Below are 16839 nucleotides of genomic sequence, written 5' to 3'. Positions count from 1 at the left end.
GGTCTTGAACATATGAGTGGATCGGTGAAAAAAGGATCGGTGAATTTGGTGGCAGACGTGCTCGTTATCGGAGGAGGTCCGGCAGGAACGTGGGCAGCCCTTACTGCATCGGCGAAGGGGGCCAAAGTAATCCTTGCAGATAAAGGGTACTGCGGTTCAAGTGGGGCAACGGCACCGTCGGGAACGGGGGTCTGGTATGTGAAACCGGATGAGAAGCTCCGGAAAGAGGCAAAAGCAAGTCGTTATGCGCTTGGCGGTCAGCTGGCTGAATCTCGCTGGATGGACCGGGTGCTGGATCAAACCTATGCCAATATGAACAAGCTGGGTGTTTCCGGTTATCCATTCCCTGTAGATGAGCAGGGCAATCAATTCCGAAGAAGTCTGCAAGGACCGGAATATATGAAATTAATGCGTAGGCTGGTGAAAAAGGCAGGCGTTAAAATTCTAGATCACAGCCCAGCTTTGGAACTCCTGGCGGATGAGCATGGCGTAGCTGGAGCGGCTGGAGTTCATACTCAGAGTGGAGAAACCTGGACTGTTCAGGCAGGAGCAGTCGTCATTGCTACCGGAGGCTGCGCCTTCCTAAGCAAGGCACTTGGCTGCAACGTGTTGACCGGAGATGGCTATCTCTTCGCTGCTGAGGCTGGGGCGAATCTGTCCGGCATGGAATTCTCCAATGCCTATGCGATCTGCCCTACGTTCTCTTCGGTGACCAAGACGGCGTATTACAGCTATGCCAGCTTTTATTATGAGGATGGAAGCATTGTGGAGGGAGCCGGTTCCAAGAAAGGCCGTTCTGTAATTGCCCGGAATCTGTTGGCAGGTAATCAGGTGTACGCCAAGCTGGATGGGGCACCAGAGGATTTAAGACCGCTGCTGCGGGTGGCGCAGACGAACTTTTTCCTTCCTTTTGACCGCCAGGGAATTGATCCGTTCAAGGATGCGTTTCCGGTTACTTTGCGGCTCGAAGGCACGGTTCGGGGGACGGGTGGCATCCATATTACAGATGAAAGCTGCGGCACAGGTGTTCCCGGACTTTACGCGGCAGGAGATGCTGCTACCCGCGAGCTGATTTGCGGAGGTTTTACTGGCGGAGGCAGCCATAATGCGGCGTGGGCGATGTCTTCAGGTTCTTTTGCTGGTGAAGGAGCTGCTGTCTATGCACAGAGTCTGGGGTCGCACGCTGCGCAGCGTAGTCCAGTCGGCTTATCATCATCACCACTGGTGCATCAGGAAGTGAAGCCGGGAGTGGCGGCCCAAACGGCAGAGTATGTGTCTGCTGTACAGGCTGAGGTGAAACCGTATGACATCAATTTGTTCCGGACAGAACAAGGGCTGACTTCTGCACTAGATCGTCTGGATGGATTGTGGAAAGAGCAACGAAGCCGCGAAATTCAACGCACACCAGAAGGGGTCAAGGCACGTGAAGCCGAAGCCATGACCGCAACAGCCCGCTGGATGTACAATTCTGCACTTGCTCGTACAGAGACGAGAGGCATGCATAAGCGTGAGGATTTCAAGGCTACAGATCATGGCCAGCATCATCGCTTGATCAGTGGCGGATTAGATCAGGTATGGGTGAAGACGGAAGCCGTGGCTAAGGAGGGTGTTCTATCGTGATTGAGGTGATCAGCGCTGCCAGATGTGTAGAGTGCAACCAATGTGTATCTGTCTGCCCGACTAATGTTTTCGAACGGGTAGAGGATGGCATTCCTGTTATTGCCCGGCAGAGCGATTGCCAGACTTGCTTTATGTGTGAGCTGTATTGTCCTGTCGATGCTCTCTACGTTGCACCAGACTCTGAGAATATTATTGGTGTGACAGAAGCGGAACTTCAGGAGCAGGGACTCCTTGGCGGTTATCGTGAAAAAGTAGGCTGGGGTAAGGGCAGGCAGCCGGTAGCAAGCCATGACTTTATGTATAAATTGGCGTCGAGGGCAGGGTTCTGAGCTTGATTAAGATTTAAATAAATAGCATAAACCTAGGGGGAGAAACAATGAAACAAGCGTACAGAGAGATTCAAGGGAAACGTTCAAGGAAGATTCGTTTTGCACTTTTAACTACAATTATGATGGCCATGCTGGTGCTTCAGGCTTGCGGAAATAATACGGGCGGCAATGGAGCATCTGCCTCCGGGGGATCAAATACGGAGAAGGCGGGAGAAGAGGCCACGAGCAATGTTCCAGCGGTATTGAACTTTGGGTTTATCGGTTCCAACAAATTGAATGTGCCTGGCGGCGCAGAGGGTTGGGGCTTTTATAAAGGGATTATTCAAGAAGAGTTGAAGAAATACGGCATTACTGAAGTGAAGCTTACTGGCTTTCCAAACGGTCCGGATCAGACAGAATCCTTGATTAGTGGTCGGCTGGATATCGGCAGCCTTGGAGATACACCTGCTATTATTGCCTACGCTTCTGGAGCCAAGACCCGTCTGATTTCACAATCTTCCGCGAACACGATCGGTTATTTGATCGGCAAGAAGGATGGGCCCAAGACGGTGAAAGATTTGCAAGGTAAGACTATCGCAATTCAAAAGGGCTCCTTCATGCACCGCTATGTTGTTGGATTACTACAGGAAGAAGGAGTAACCGACTACAAACTCGTGCATATGCTCATTCCTGATGCTACCGCAGCTTTAGCCCGTGGAGATGTAGATGCTACAACAAATCTAGGCGTTCCTGCGCTGAAGCTGATTGACCAAGGCTACACTCACTTAGATGATGCCTCGAAGCACCCGAATCTGCTTGGTTCTAGCGCAACAGTTGTGTCTGAGGATTATCTGGCGAAATTCCCTGATTTTCCGAAGGCATGGAACGAAGCTAGAGAGAAGGCCTTGGCAGACTTGAAGCAGCATGAGGATGAGTATTATCAATTTCTGGCTGAAATCGGAGATACAACGCCTGAGCTGGCGAAGCAAGTGAATCCGATTAGTGATATCAAGGATACTGCGTTCACTGATGAAGGAATAAAGCTGCTGGAAGGTACCAAAAACTTCCTCGTCGAAGAGAAGTTAGCGAAAAAAGACTTCAATATTAGCGATTGGCAGTTGAAATAAAGTTGCTTAAAGGCTGCTTTAATTGAACTTAAGATTCTTCTATAAAGGTAATTGAGTGACTGCGGTGAATGTTTGGATTTTCGGCCGCCTCTCCGCCACTCCTCCCTTTAGTGATTTTTAAGTTCAACTAACTCAGCTAATGGTGTAGGAGGAAAAAAGATGTCGCAGCTTAAGAAGGAAATGACAGTGGATGTCCTCGTGCTTGGCGGAGGTCCTGCTGGGGCGTGGTCGGCATGGAGTGCAGCCTCGCAAGGTGCAAAGGTAGTCCTGGCGGATAAGGGCTACTTGGGCACAAGCGGCGCAACTGCACCGGGTGGAACAACGTTGCTCGTGATCCCTCCCATTGCCGAGCTGCGGGAGCATGCAGTGCAGGCCAGACTTAAGGCCGGCGGATATTTATCGGAGAATGCTTGGATTCACCGGGTGCTGGATCAGGTAGAGCAGAACCTGGCTCAAGTGGAGCAGTGGGGGTATCCGTTTCCGAAGGATGAAGAAGGAAACTCACTGCGTACCCATCTCCATGGACCAGAATATATGCGGATTATGCGAAAAGTTGTGCGCAAAGCAGGGGTCACAATTCTTGATCAGTCACCAGCGCTGGAACTTCTTCACGATGAACACGGTGTCGGTGGAGCGCGTGGGATCAACCGCCTGACAGGAGAGTCATGGGAAGTGAAGGCTAATGCCGTTGTGATGGCTACCGGAGGCTGTGCTTTTCTCAGCAAAGGCCTTGGTTGCAACGTGCTGACAGGGGAAGGATTGTTGATGTCCGCAGAGGTGGGAGCTGATCTTTCGGGCATGGAATTCAGCCGCCAATATGCGCCAAGCTTTGCGGACGGAACCGTAACACGTGGCCGCATGCTGGCTTGGGCCACCCTTTATGATGCGGACGGTCATCCGTTGCATAGAGGGGACCGGACCTTTGGCAGCATTCCTGAGCTGATGCTGAAGGGTCCGGTTTACGCTTCGCTGGATCTGGCAGACACCGCGGAGAAACAGGATTTTCTGCGCAAAGCGCATCCGATTTTCTTTATGCCGCTGGAGCGGGCGGGAATTGATGCGTTTAAGCAGAAATTCCCGCTCACCCTGCGCTATGAGGGCACGATGCGCGGCACTGGGGGTCTGCGCTTGAGCGGCACGGATTGCCAGACGACCGTGCCCGGACTCTATGCGGCCGGAGATGCCGCATCTCGCGAGAAAGTGACCGGCGCCATCTCCGGCGGCGGGGCTTATAACGCTTCCTGGGCCATGTGCAGCGGAAGCTGGGCTGGACAGGGAGCCGCGCAGCATGCGCTGTCCTGCCGAGGACAGGCGAACAGCCGCAAGCTGACCGCGGCGGGACGCTACGGGCTGGAGGCTGGCGCCGATGCCTCGGAAACGCTGGAGGTGAAGCCGCTAATCGCGGCAATCCAGCGTGAAATCTTGCCGCTGCAGATCAATTATTTCCGCAGCGAGCTAGGCATTTCTTCAGCCTTGAAGCGGCTGAATGCCTTGATGCCCTATTTGAACGGGCAGGCTCCTGCCAGCGTTCAGGGCATCGTGCAATCGCGTGAAGCCGCGGCTATGCTCGCGGTCGGCAGGTGGATGTACACCGCGGCACTCGCCCGGAAAGAGACCCGCGGACTGCAAAAGCTAGCGGAATATCCGGAGCTTGATCCGCGCCAGACTCACCGGCTAATCTTATCCGGTATTCAACATATAAGCATCAGTACAGAGGCTGTGCCCCATGCTCATGAACTGAATGCGCTGAAGGAGGGGCAAGCGATATGATCGAATTAATCAGCTTGGAGCGTTGTGTTGGTTGTAAGCTGTGTACGAAAGTATGTCCGACGAACGTATTCGAAATGCAGGGGAAGATTCCGGTCATTGCCCGTCAGGAAGATTGCCAGACCTGTTTCATGTGTGAAGCTTATTGTCCTGTAGATGCTTTATACGTGGCACCACAGGCGGATCAGCTGATCGGTGTAAATGAGGAGGCGTTAATCCAGTCAGGCGCGTTGGGAAGCTGGCGTGCTGAAATCGGCTGGGGACCAGGTGCGAATGGCTCGATGGCGGAGAGGGATACGACTCCTTATTTTGAAGTGTTTACCGAGCAGTACCGTACATGAATAAGCAGAGGCTTAAACCCAAAAAATCCGCCCGAAAGCTAGGCGGATTTTTCATATATTAGAAACTTACAGCAGGGCTTCGATAGCTGGTTCAATATCCAGCGGGTCCACCGTAGATTCGAATCTAGTGACAACATTGCCTTCGCGATCAATCAGGAATTTAGTGAAGTTCCACTTGATTTCGTCATTGTTCAGAGCCTCTGGATCTTTGTCTTCAAGCATGCTTTGCAGCAGCTTTCCTGAAGAATGGTTGATATCGAACCCTTCAAATCCAGCCTGTTCTGTTAGGTAGGTGAAAAGAGGGTGTTTAGCTTCGCCTTTTACGTCAACCTTTTCAAAGAGTGGGAAGGTTACCCCGTAATTAATTTGGCAAAATACATTAACCTCTTCATTGCTGCCGGGTTCTTGCTCTCCGAATTGATTGGAAGGAAAGCCGAGAATTTGGAGGCCACGTTCCTCGTACCGCTCATAAAGCTTTTGCAGATCTGAATATTGGTGGGTAAATCCGCACTTACTTGCTGTGTTCACTATCAGTAGTACTTTACCTTTGTATTGCTCTAGCTCGATATCTTTTCCCCGAATACTGCGTGCTGAATATTGATAAATGCTCATGGCTGCTACATCCCTTCAGTTAAGTTATCTATGCTTTTTGAAAAAGAACAGGAAATATTTATAATAATTAAATTGTAAACAATTCAATTATCGCTGTCAAACAATACAGCTTGAAGGAATTGGAACCGTAATTGCCAGGTTGGAATAGGATAGATAATGGGTATGGATCAGTCAAAAAAATTTATTGCGTTAAAGCTACTCTGCGTTCCATTATTATCTTGCATCGGGAACGTTTTTTGATTAAGATAGCAGAAACCAGCGCAAAAGCCGCGCTGACATAGATAAGGACTATGACGAAGAGAGTAAGCATTATAGCGGATCTTAACAGGGAAGGCGTGCCGGAGACTGAGAGCACCCTCATGAGACGATTAATGCCGAAGTTCACTTCCGAGTCGGCCCCTGAAGTAGTTTGTCACAGGTTGTGGCAGGTATGAGTAGGGAGGCACGCGCCCCGCGTTACCGGGTGAAAGACAGAATTAATTCTTAGTCAGGGGAACATGAGATTCTATTCCTTTGTGCTAGTATTCGGGTTAATTCTAAATAAGGGTGGTACCACGGCTCCTCGTCCCTTGCGACGGGGGGCCTTTTTGCGTTCCAAATTATAACAAAAAGAGGGAGTGGAAGGGTAATGAGTAACGTGGAATTGGATGTTCTTAGAGGTCGTCTGGATGAAATTAATGGGCAATTGCTGGAGCTGATCTCCGAGCGGGCTAAGATTGTTCAGGAGATTGGAGTAGTTAAAGAAAAACAAGGTGTCCCTAAATTTGATCCGGAACGGGAAAAACAGATGCTGGATAAGCTCGTAGCGAGCAACAAAGGCCCTTTCACTAACGGGACGATCCGTAGCCTCTTCAAACAAATTTTCTCAGCTTCTCTGGACTTACAAACAGATGATCATAAAAAAACTTTACTGGTAGCCCGCAAGAGCCACAAAGAGGATACAGTGATTGTTCTGCCGGGAGATGTAACGGTTGGCGGTGCTTCTTCACTGATGGTAGCCGGTCCTTGCTCCGTGGAAAGTGAACTGCAGACTCGCACCGTAGCTGCCGCCCTGCAAAAAGCCGGAGTACGTGTAATGCGTGGCGGTGCCTTCAAGCCTCGGACTTCACCTTATGATTTCCAAGGGCTGGGAATGGACGGTTTAAGAATATTACGAGAAGCAGCAAATGAATATGGACTGCTGACCATCAGCGAAATTGTAGATCCAAGACATATTGAAGAGTCGCTTGATTATGTGGATATCATCCAGATCGGTGCACGTAATATGCATAATTTCGAGCTGCTAAAAGCGGTCGGAGAAGTCGACAAGCCGGTGCTGCTGAAACGTGGATTGGCTGCCACACTCGATGAATTCATCCATGCAGCGGAATACATCATGTCTCGTGGAAACACACAGATCATGCTGATTGAACGTGGAATTCGCACCTATGAAAAAGCGACCCGCAACACGCTTGATATCTCAGCAGTGCCAATTCTCAAACAGGAATGCCATTTGCCAGTATTGGTTGATGTAACTCACTCGACAGGCCGCAAAGACATCCTTATTCCATGTGCGAAAGCCGCACTCGCAGCTGGAGCTGACGGCATTATGGTGGAAGTGCATCCTGATCCTGCAACCGCATTGTCTGATGCCGCTCAGCAGCTGAACATTGATGAATTCAACACCTTCTTTAATGAAGTGAAAGCTTCCGGATTGTACCGGTAATCTAGAAATATAGAATTTGCATGATATTTTAAGGATTCGCTAGAAAATGAGGTGTATAAGCGCTTACAAGTCTAACTAATCTTTTTGTGAAGGTTAAGGTGGGTCGAGTACAATAAGCAACATTAGCGTTGCACCGGCCCCGGGTCTTTTCTGACAAAAGATCCACACATTTTAATAGTCACAGGAGGAAAATAGATTTTGAAGCAGCTTACCTTAAATAATGGGTGGTTTTCTAACACTCGAACCGATATTTTATCGGGGATGACCGTAGCCGTTGCGCTGATTCCTGAAGCGATCGCTTTTTCGATCCTGGCGGGAGTAAGTCCGATGGTTGGTTTATATGCCTCTTTTTGTATTGCGATTGTAACGGCACTTGCCGGAGGCAGACCCGGAATGATCTCGGCGGCTACGGGAGCTATGGCTCTGTTAGTCGGAAGTCTCGTACTAGAACACGGAATAGAGTATCTGTTCGCGGCAACTGTACTGGCTGGTGTGTTTCAGATATTGATGGGGATGCTAAAGCTGGGGCGGTTTATCACGTTTTTGCCACAGCCGGTCATGACAGGGTTTGTCAACGCGCTGGCGATACTGATTTTTATGGCACAGCTTACCCATTTTAAAGGACAAGGCTGGGTGATGTACGGACTGGTAGCTCTGACCTTGCTTATTATCTACATGGTTCCTCGGTTTACCAAAGCCGTACCTTCAGCACTTGTAGCGATCGTTATCGTTTCTGTTCTTAGCATCGCTCTTCATCTGGACGTAAGAACCGTAGGCGATATGGGGAATATTACAGCAACTTTGCCACTATTCCATCTCCCGCAAATCCCGTTCACGCTGGATACTCTGCTTATTATTTTGCCATATTCACTTTCACTGGCCGTAGTTGGGCTATTGGAATCCCTGATGACTGCCACCTTAATAGACGATATTACGGGCACAGGTAGTGATAAGAACAGAGAGGCGAAGGGACAGGGGCTTGCGAATGTAGTCACTGGTTTTTTCGGAGGGATGGCAGGCTGTGCGATGATTGGCCAATCGATGGTTAACATGAAGTCAGGAGGACGCACGCGTCTGTCCACGTTTGTGTCAGGAATCTTTTTATTATTCCTAATTATCGTACTTGGCGATGTGGTGAAGCAGATCCCGATGGGCGCGCTCGTCGGCGTAATGATAATGGTCTGTATCAGCACCTTTGAATGGGGCTCACTCAAAACTTTAACCCGTGTTCCGCTAAGCGATGCGCTGGTTATGATTGTGACGGTGGTCACTGTGGTGGTTACGGACAACCTTTCTATTGGGGTTTTGTTTGGGGTTCTGCTAAGTGCTTTAACGTTTGCTTGGAAAATAGCTTCGATCCGCCTAACTGTTCAGGAAGCGACCTCTTCCAAAACATATGCGGTTTCCGGCCAGCTGTTCTTCGGCACGACAAGCCACTTCATTCATGAATTCGCCTACGATAGCGATCCGGATCATATTATTATCGATTTTTCACACTCCCATGTGTGGGACCAATCCGCTGTCCATGCCATAGCGAAGACGATGAGCAAATACGCCGAGCATGGCAAAAAAGTCACCATTACCGGACTTAATGACCAGAGCTCACAGCTGGTTCAGCGGGTGGGATTATCATTACAGTAGGATATACAAAAAAATAACAGATACCCTCAAAAAAGATTGCGCTGTATGCGTGATCTTTTTTTTATAGTAGATATTAACTGAAAGAAAAGGCCAGCAAGGTTTTACTTTGGGTTTAAAATAATATAAAGTATAAAGTGGATAATGTTTATCCGCTTTATACGCGGACGGTATTATCTACAGTTTGAATCAAGCTATTTACGTAAATCGAGGTGCTGTACATGCATATGAAAACAGGGGTAGAACAATCGGTATATGCACTGGTTCTACTCAACATGCTGCCGGATAAGGCGGTGTTGTCTGGGGAAGCGATTAGCCAGCAGCTCGGAGCATCGGCGACCTATTTTCAGAAACTTTTAAGAAAGCTGGTAACCGCAGACATCATCACGTCTGTTCCTGGCATTAAAGGCGGTTTTAAATTAAAGAAAAGTCCTGAAGATATTCGTGTATATGACGTTTACCTCGCGGTGGAAGGCCAGCAGTCGCTGTATTCATCGAATGGTATTCTGGTAGACATGTTGGATTTAGAAAAAGAAGACAGCTGCTGCCTGTTATCGAATCTGATGGAAGAAGCTGAATCCTCTTGGAAAGCTGTATTAAAGCGAGAGACTATTGCTTCGTTGTCGGAGGAGATGCGTGCTGAACGCTTTAAAGATAAGATTGCAGTCTTAGAGGAATGGGTCAGCAATAAAATGGTCATCTAACCAAAGAAGGGATGTATTCGCATGAGATTAGGCGTATTGGATCAGGCACCCGTGACAAGCGGTAACACAGCGGAAGGTGCCCTGAATAAAGCAGAAGAACTGGCTATTTTAGCAGATGAGCTGGGATATAGCAGAATGTGGATGGCAGAGCACCATGGCGGAAATACATTTGCTAGCTCAGCTCCGGAAGTAACGGCTGCCCGTTTAGCTGCCAAGACCAACCGTATTCGAATCGGCACCGGCGGTGTAATGATGATGCATTATTCTCCTCTTAAGCTGGCGGAAGTATTTAAAACGTTAAGTGCTTTTTCCCCGGGGAGAATTGATTTCGGTGTGGGACGAGCTCCTGGTGGCGATACAAGCGCCATGTACGCTTTATCTGAAGGCCGTGAGTTAATGCTGCATAATATGTATGACAAGCTTGGCATTACCATGCAACTGCTTAGTGATCAGATTCCGGAAGATGAGCTATATGCCAAAAATCTCGCTGCTCCAACGAAGGTGGCGCTCCCTGAAGTATGGTTGTTAGGCTCGAGCGGCAATAGTGCGCGAAAAGCTGCACAAATGGGAGTCGGATACTCCTTCGCACAATTTTTTAATGGTGCGATGAGTAATGAGATCTTGGACCATTACCGGAATAACTACCAGCCTTCTATCTTTATGGACAAACCAGAGATCAGTGTATCCTATATGGTGACCACAGCAGAAACGAAGGAAGAAGCTGAGTATGAAGCGTTACCGCAGGATATTTTTCGGTTGATGATGAGTAAGGGCCGGATTACTCAGGTGCTGACACCAGAAGAAGCTCAGAACATTTCGTTATCGGAAATTGACCGGATGTCAATCAAGGAAGGGCGCAAGATTCATTTGGTTGGTGCGGTTAAAGACATCGCCGTACGTTTGCAAGAAGAACAAGCACAATATGGATTCCAAGAAGCAATGATATGCAGCATCCCACATTCGCAGGAGAAACGGCTAGAGGTTTACCGACTATTGGCGCGTGAACTGCTAGGCTCTTGATTCTGGATAGCTAACCTTAACCCGCATTTGATGCGGGTTTTTTGTATGCTAATTTAGCTTTTGGATCGGCGCATCCCCTCAAAAGACAATAAATTAACCCTACCGCCTCCTAAAAGTAACATTTGAATGCCTAACTTCATCTATGATTAATGAAAGATTTAATTTTAAAAAGAGGATAGGAAGTGATCAAGAGATGTTTCCTTTACATAAATCCATTACGCTGACAGCCTTGCTTCTAATGAATCTGCTTGCAGGTTGCCAACATCAGGTTGACCCATCCCCCCTTCAATCGGGTGACTACTACCACACCGCAAGACCGAAGCCAACAGACACCGCTGCTAACCTCATTAAGCTGGAGTGGAGGCTGGTGGATACAATGCCCATAGTCTCTCAACTAAGTGCTCCCCCCACAGGCGCTACTTTGATTGCAGAGAAGAAGCTGGATGATTTCGGAGGAGTCAAAGTGAGTGTGTATACGATGGCTAGTGACGAAGACTATGTGTATGCCAGAACTTCTACTTCCAAAGGACAATACAGTCTAGGGGCGATAGGAACTTATAATTATCGTCAACCGGAGGATATCAAGGTAGAAGTAGTGCGGTTGTTTAGCGAAAAGGTGCTGAAAATCACCGGAGGACTAGGAGCAAATAACTCGCTCAGTAACTATTATTTAATCGACGAGAGCGGTAACCCCTCGGGTTTGCTGCAAATAGATACCGGACATTCCAAAGAACTGGATGTTGATCAGGATGGATCTTTTGAAGGGGTAGCCGCACATGGAAGTCCGATGAGTGCCTATATTTATCGCTGGAATATTGATCACGCTGAGGTAACATACGTTAATGATGCTTTAAAGGCAGACTCCGTGGTGCTAACGGATGAAGGAATATATGAAGCTTCTAATATCGGGGACAAGCAGAGCAGAAGATTTCGGTTGACCGTAGAAGGACTGATCTCAGAGCGGTAACGCCATGACCACTGCTGTTGAAATATTTCCTGCGACCATTTACCCCAAACCTCCGTATAGACGGTTAAGCTTGAATGATTATCCATAATCTAGGAGGGGTATTGGATGAATATGCAAATGAATCCGAAATTGAAACAGCTGCGCCCGGGAAAAATAGTCAGCGGGATTGCAGCGGTGCTCATTGTATTGTTGATTGGCGCGAATTCTTTCGTATCAGTGGAATATGGGCATGTAGGTTTGTACAAAACCTTTGGTAAATTAAATGACAATACATTGTCACCCGGCATTCATTTTAAAATTCCGTTTATCCAAACGGTGATTCAGGTCAATACACAGGTAACGAAGGCGGAGACCGATACTTCAGCCTCTTCAAAGGATCTTCAGCCCGTGTCCACACATGTGGCGGTGAACTATTCCGTAAATAAGGCTTCCGCCTTTAATCTGATGAACAATATCGGAGGTAATTTTGATAGTGTAATTATCAATCCGGCCATTCAAGAAATCGTTAAAGAAGTGACAGCCAAATATCCAGCAGAGGATTTGATTACGCGTCGTGATGTAGTGTCGAGTGAGATTAGTGAGCACTTAACCGCTAGGCTGGCAAAATATGACCTGATCGTCAACGATATTAACATCGTTAACTTTAAATTCTCGGAGGCATTTAACCAGTCGATTGAAGCAAAGCAGGTCGCCCAGCAGCAGGCATTGAAGGCCGAAAATGATCTCCGGCGGATTGAAATTGAAGCGAAGCAAAAAATCGCCCAGGCGCAAGCAGAGGCTGAATCTTTAAGACTTAAGAAGCAAGAGGTTACACCTGAGCTGGTGCAGCTGAAGCAAATTGAGGTTCAGGAGAAAGCGCTGGAAAAATGGAACGGCGTGCTGCCATCTGTAACAGGGGGAGCCACACCTTTTGTGGATGTTCAATCCCTGACTAAATAATTCATTATTGGGTTCTGATTTATTTCCTCTGATAGGAAAGCCCTACTTCTATAGAAGTAGGGCTTTTTATACTATTAATATTGATAAAGCATCGTAGGAATTTGCCAGCCAGCGCCAACTGACCAAAAGAAGACATAATCGCCACGTTTGATTCGTCCGTCCTCGACTCCGCGTTGAAAGGCGATAAAAGGACTGCTTGTGGCTGTATAGCCGAACTCGTCGCCTACATAAATGAACTTCTCTGCGGTTAGTCCGAGTCCGATTTGGATGAGCTCGATATTTTTCAGTGAGAATTGTGAAAGACAGAATGCAGAGATATCGTCCGTAGTCAGGCCGTTGCGTGAGAGAAGCTCTTTCATATCCGCTATAGCTGCGTCTACACACACTGTACCGTCAAAAGGGGTCCACCGTATCCGAATCTGCTCTGGGGTCATACCCTCTTGATAAATATTCGACAGGCCGCAGGCCGGGAACATAATATTCTCGGAGCCCTCAGAATCGGTGTAATAAAGGGAATCTATGAAGCCTGCATGCTCGTTGCTGCGCTCCAGAATCACTGCTGCTGCGGCGTCCCCAAAGTTAGGGTAAGTAATTTCATCATCTGTATTGCAGTTCACTGAACTGTAGTCGCTTCCTACGACGAGTGCGTACCTGATGCTGGGATTGGCTTGCATATAACGACTTGTCTGCTCCACGGCAGATACCATTCCTGCGCAGTTAGCATTGGAATCCTGCGTAATGGTCCGTTGTTTACCTTGAAGCATACGGTGTAGTAGAAGTGCATTGGTAGGATAGGTGTACTCTGGCGTCTGTGAAGCGAACATGATCATGTCCATATCCTCACCTTGCAAATTCGCTTCGCTAAGCACTTTTTGGGCAGCCTTTAATCCCATCGTCAGGGCATTTTCACCCTGTTCTTTTACGATGTATCTCCGGTCGCGACCCATGACTTCTAGGAATCGTTTGATGTCCTTGCCCATACTCTGAAAATGCTTCAGATAATATTCGTTATCTACGATATGCTCTGGGTGGTAATAAGCAGCTTGGCGAATCGTTATATGTCCCAAGTGGCGCCTCCTATGCTTCAATAATTTCGTAATTTTCTAATTTCGTAGCCCGTGCCACTCGGCTTAGCTGCATTTTTAGGACAGGGCTTTTGGCAATAATAAAGGTTACTTTTTTAAATCCGGATTGTTTATACAGTATGTAGCATTGCTCAAGCATGGGAAGTGTGTCCTTTGAGGATACATTCAATGTCTTGCAATCTAGGATGATCTCATATTGTTTCGGGTCGAATGCACTTATGATTTGGTTGTACTCATTAATGAAACGTCCTGCATCTTCTGGCGACATAGTTCCTTCGACTTGTACATTCAGTTTTTGATCTGCAGCATTTGTGGCGAAATTGAAGTTTCCCATTTTTGATTAATCTCCTCCTAAGTATTATCTAAGAAAAATTTTGATGAATAGGATAAAAAAACCTATTTATCTAAGACTATTATCGTATTTTTAATTGGGAAAGTTTAGGGGATTAAACCTTTATTTTTTTAAAAAGATAATTTAGGGAATGATAAACTACTTAAAATCCATAAAATCTGCACAAATTAAGGTTTGAGGTAGGCATGCTCACCCTGTTTGCTTTGCAAAGCAGAGTTCTATTGGTATGATTACAGAGATGAAAAAAACTACTATCCAAATCATGGAGGAATAATAAAATGAGCGAAATTACACTATCGGGGATTATTGATCATACACTGCTTAAAGCAGATGCACGGAAAGAAGACATTATTAAATTGGCGGAGGAAGCTAAAACTTATAAGTTTGCTTCTGTCTGCGTAAACCCTGCTTGGGTAGCTACTGCCCATGAAGTGCTGAAAGATACGCCTGAGGTTAAAGTATGTACAGTTATCGGCTTCCCGCTGGGATCATCGACAACAGAGAGCAAAGCATTCGAGACTACCGATGCTATCGCTAAAGGTGCTGGCGAGGTGGACATGGTCATCAATATCGGAGCATTAAAAGATGGCAACGATGAGCTGGTTAAACGTGATATTGCAGCCGTTGTAGATGCAGCTCGTGGCAAAGCACTGACAAAAGTCATCATTGAGGCTTGTCTGTTAACGGAAGAAGAAAAAGTTCGTGCCTGCAAGCTATCTGTTGAGGCTGGAGCAGATTACGTAAAAACATCCACTGGATTCTCTACAGGCGGGGCAACGAAAGAAGATATCGCGCTTATGCGTGCTACAGTTGGACCTAATATCGGTGTAAAAGCTTCCGGTGGTGTACGTAGTGCAGAAGATGCACATGTAATGGTACAAGCAGGTGCAAGCCGTATTGGAACTAGTGGTGGTGTAGCGATTGCTAAAGGCGAAACAAGCCAAAGCAATTACTAAGCCGAGGGGCTGAATCGGAAGCGGCGAGTGAGGAGGACAAGCTCAATCGCCGCTGTCCTGATTCAAGCTATTAACCGATCAGTTTGATTAGGAATTGTGTTTTATACATAAGGTTGAGGTTTTTATTAATTTATATTGAAAGCGTTATCCAGTAGATAGAGGACACTAGCAGAAGCATTTGACCAAAGTACAATAATTCACACCGGAATAATGAGATTTTTTTCTTTTCAAATGATGTGGTTTGTGAGAGAATGAGTACAATTCAAAATTGTTAATCATTTCTATACTTAATTATAGGGGAGGAAATACCTATGTCAGAAGATCGCAAGCTGTCGTTTGAAACTTTGGCTGTCCATGCAGGCCAGGAAATTGATCCAACTACTTTCTCACGTGCTGTACCGCTTTATCAGACCACTTCCTACGGGTTCCGTGATGCTGATCATGCAGCCGATCTGTTCGCGCTTAAAGAATTCGGCAATATTTATACTCGGCTGATGAACCCAACTACGGATGTATTTGAACAGCGTGTGGCGGCACTTGAAGGTGGGGCAGGTGCGCTTGCTACAGCTTCCGGGGCAGCGGCTATTTCCTTTTCCATTCTAAATATTGCGGGCGCTGGGGATGAAATTGTATCTGCTGCAAGCCTGTATGGCGGAACTTATAATCTTTTCTCGACAACACTGCCTAAGCTTGGTATTAAGGTTCATTTCGTAGATTCGGATAATCCTGAGAACTTCCGTGCTGCGATTACAGATAAGACCAAAGCTTTGTATGCAGAAACAATCGGCAACCCACAGGGAAATGTTCTGGATATTGCGGCAGTTGCAGCGATTGCCCATGAACATGGGATTCCTCTCATCGTAGACAATACGTTCCCAAGTCCATATTTATTGCGTCCGATTGAGCATGGCGCGGACATTGTTGTCCATTCAGCAACCAAATTCATCGGTGGACATGGTACATCCATTGGTGGGATTATTGTTGACGGTGGTAAATTTGATTGGAAGGCAAGCGGTAAATTCCCAGGTCTTACGGAGCCAGATCCAAGCTATCATGGAGTGGTTTATACGGAAGCGGTGGGCCCGGTTGCTTATATTATTAAAGCCCGCGTTCAATTGCTTCGCGATTTAGGGGCGGCGATTTCTCCGTTCAACTCTTGGATGCTGCTGCAAGGTCTGGAGACTCTTCATTTGCGGATGGAACGTCATAGCCAGAATGCGCTGAAGGTAGCACAATATTTGGAGGCACACTCCGATGTGGAATGGGTAAGTTATTCGGGACTTCCTACGCATCCATCTCATGAATTAGCGCAAAAGTATTTGCCTAAAGGCCAAGGTGCGATCCTTACTTTTGGTATTAAAGGTGGAAGTGCTGCGGGACGTAAATTGATTGAGAATGTGAAGCTGTTCTCTCATTTAGCGAATGTTGGGGATTCCAAGTCATTGATCATCCACCCAGCAAGCACAACACATGCACAACTGTCGGATGAAGAGCAAATCACAGCCGGAGTAACGCCGGAATTGCTGCGTTTGTCGATCGGGACGGAATCCATTGATGATATTATCTATGATCTGGAGCAAGCTATTGCAGCCAGTCAACAATAGAAGTTTATATTTCGAAAAGCATTACCGCTCTGCGGTGATGCTTTTTTTGTTGCCTAAAAAAGTTGGAATATTCATCGGATTTGGCAACGCTTGC

16 protein-coding genes are annotated in these 16839 nt (G+C 47.2%); 13 read left to right on the top strand and 3 right to left on the bottom strand.

The window, feature by feature from the left end; all coding sequences use genetic code 11:
• Positions 1-12 precede the first annotated feature (12 nt).
• From NSQ50_RS27225 to NSQ50_RS27205, 5 genes are all read left to right on the top strand, one after another.
• Positions 13-1620, top strand: coding sequence for an FAD-dependent oxidoreductase (locus NSQ50_RS27225; protein ID WP_036680291.1), 1608 nt, complete (start codon positions 13-15; stop codon positions 1618-1620).
• On the top strand, positions 1617-1949 hold the full coding sequence (locus NSQ50_RS27220; RefSeq protein WP_036680289.1) for a 4Fe-4S dicluster domain-containing protein: 333 nt from the start codon (positions 1617-1619) through the stop codon (positions 1947-1949). Before NSQ50_RS27225 ends, NSQ50_RS27220 begins: the two co-directional genes overlap by 4 nt.
• A gap of 47 nt (positions 1950-1996) precedes the next feature.
• Positions 1997-3055: an ABC transporter substrate-binding protein gene (locus NSQ50_RS27215; RefSeq protein WP_076104183.1), complete on the top strand. Its 1059-nt coding sequence runs from the start codon at positions 1997-1999 to the stop codon at positions 3053-3055.
• Positions 3056-3214: 159 nt separating this feature from the next.
• Positions 3215-4825, top strand: coding sequence for an FAD-binding protein (locus tag NSQ50_RS27210; RefSeq protein ID WP_076224305.1), 1611 nt, complete (start codon positions 3215-3217; stop codon positions 4823-4825).
• Complete coding sequence (locus tag NSQ50_RS27205) at positions 4822-5163, top strand: 4Fe-4S binding protein (protein ID WP_036680283.1); 342 nt, start codon at positions 4822-4824, stop codon at positions 5161-5163. The genes NSQ50_RS27210 and NSQ50_RS27205 overlap by 4 nt, the downstream gene beginning before the upstream one ends.
• A 66-nt stretch (positions 5164-5229) precedes the next feature.
• Here NSQ50_RS27205 and NSQ50_RS27200 read toward each other — a convergent pair whose 3' ends face one another.
• Complete coding sequence (locus NSQ50_RS27200; RefSeq protein ID WP_038573366.1) at positions 5230-5775, bottom strand: glutathione peroxidase; 546 nt, start codon at positions 5773-5775, stop codon at positions 5230-5232.
• Positions 5776-6403: 628 nt separating this feature from the next.
• Here NSQ50_RS27200 and NSQ50_RS27195 point away from each other — a divergent pair.
• The 6 genes from NSQ50_RS27195 to NSQ50_RS27170 all read left to right on the top strand — a co-directional run bounded on the left by NSQ50_RS27195 (position 6404) and on the right by NSQ50_RS27170 (position 12748).
• Complete coding sequence (locus tag NSQ50_RS27195; protein WP_036680279.1) at positions 6404-7480, top strand: bifunctional 3-deoxy-7-phosphoheptulonate synthase/chorismate mutase; 1077 nt, start codon at positions 6404-6406, stop codon at positions 7478-7480.
• 195 nt (positions 7481-7675) lie between these two features.
• On the top strand, positions 7676-9121 hold the full coding sequence (locus NSQ50_RS27190; RefSeq protein WP_076146307.1) for a SulP family inorganic anion transporter: 1446 nt from the start codon (positions 7676-7678) through the stop codon (positions 9119-9121).
• A 218-nt stretch (positions 9122-9339) separates the two neighbouring features.
• On the top strand, positions 9340-9822 hold the full coding sequence (locus NSQ50_RS27185; RefSeq protein ID WP_038573363.1) for an RrF2 family transcriptional regulator: 483 nt from the start codon (positions 9340-9342) through the stop codon (positions 9820-9822).
• Positions 9823-9843: 21 nt separating this feature from the next.
• Complete coding sequence (locus NSQ50_RS27180) at positions 9844-10842, top strand: LLM class flavin-dependent oxidoreductase (protein ID WP_076179359.1); 999 nt, start codon at positions 9844-9846, stop codon at positions 10840-10842.
• A gap of 193 nt (positions 10843-11035) precedes the next feature.
• A complete protein-coding gene (locus NSQ50_RS27175) occupies positions 11036-11809 on the top strand; it encodes a hypothetical protein (protein ID WP_076146309.1) in 774 nt (257 codons plus the stop codon).
• 105 nt (positions 11810-11914) lie between these two features.
• Complete coding sequence (locus NSQ50_RS27170; protein WP_036680268.1) at positions 11915-12748, top strand: prohibitin family protein; 834 nt, start codon at positions 11915-11917, stop codon at positions 12746-12748.
• Positions 12749-12822: 74 nt separating this feature from the next.
• Here the strand turns inward: NSQ50_RS27170 and NSQ50_RS27165 are convergent, their stop codons facing one another.
• Together NSQ50_RS27165 and NSQ50_RS27160 are read right to left on the bottom strand one after the other, a co-directional pair.
• Positions 12823-13815, bottom strand: a complete 993-nt coding sequence (locus tag NSQ50_RS27165; protein WP_076146312.1) for a ketoacyl-ACP synthase III — start codon at positions 13813-13815, stop codon at positions 12823-12825.
• A 10-nt stretch (positions 13816-13825) separates the two neighbouring features.
• Positions 13826-14167 (bottom strand): hypothetical protein, encoded by a 342-nt coding sequence (locus NSQ50_RS27160; protein ID WP_076099934.1) that lies wholly within the window; start codon positions 14165-14167, stop codon positions 13826-13828.
• Between the two features lie 296 nt (positions 14168-14463).
• On the opposite strand from NSQ50_RS27160, the gene deoC reads away from it, so the two are divergent.
• Both deoC and NSQ50_RS27150 read left to right on the top strand, forming a co-directional pair.
• A complete protein-coding gene (gene deoC / locus NSQ50_RS27155; RefSeq protein WP_036680262.1) occupies positions 14464-15141 on the top strand; it encodes a deoxyribose-phosphate aldolase in 678 nt (225 codons plus the stop codon).
• Positions 15142-15452: 311 nt separating this feature from the next.
• Entirely contained in the window at positions 15453-16745 is a 1293-nt protein-coding gene (locus tag NSQ50_RS27150) for a homocysteine synthase (RefSeq protein ID WP_038573355.1), read from the top strand.
• The last annotated feature ends 94 nt before the right edge of the window (positions 16746-16839 follow it).

This window comes from Paenibacillus sp. FSL R10-2788, assembly GCF_038003885.1.
Taxonomy (GTDB): domain Bacteria; phylum Bacillota; class Bacilli; order Paenibacillales; family Paenibacillaceae; genus Paenibacillus_AQ; species Paenibacillus_AQ odorifer.
This window is presented reverse-complemented; position numbering and strand designations above follow the sequence as displayed.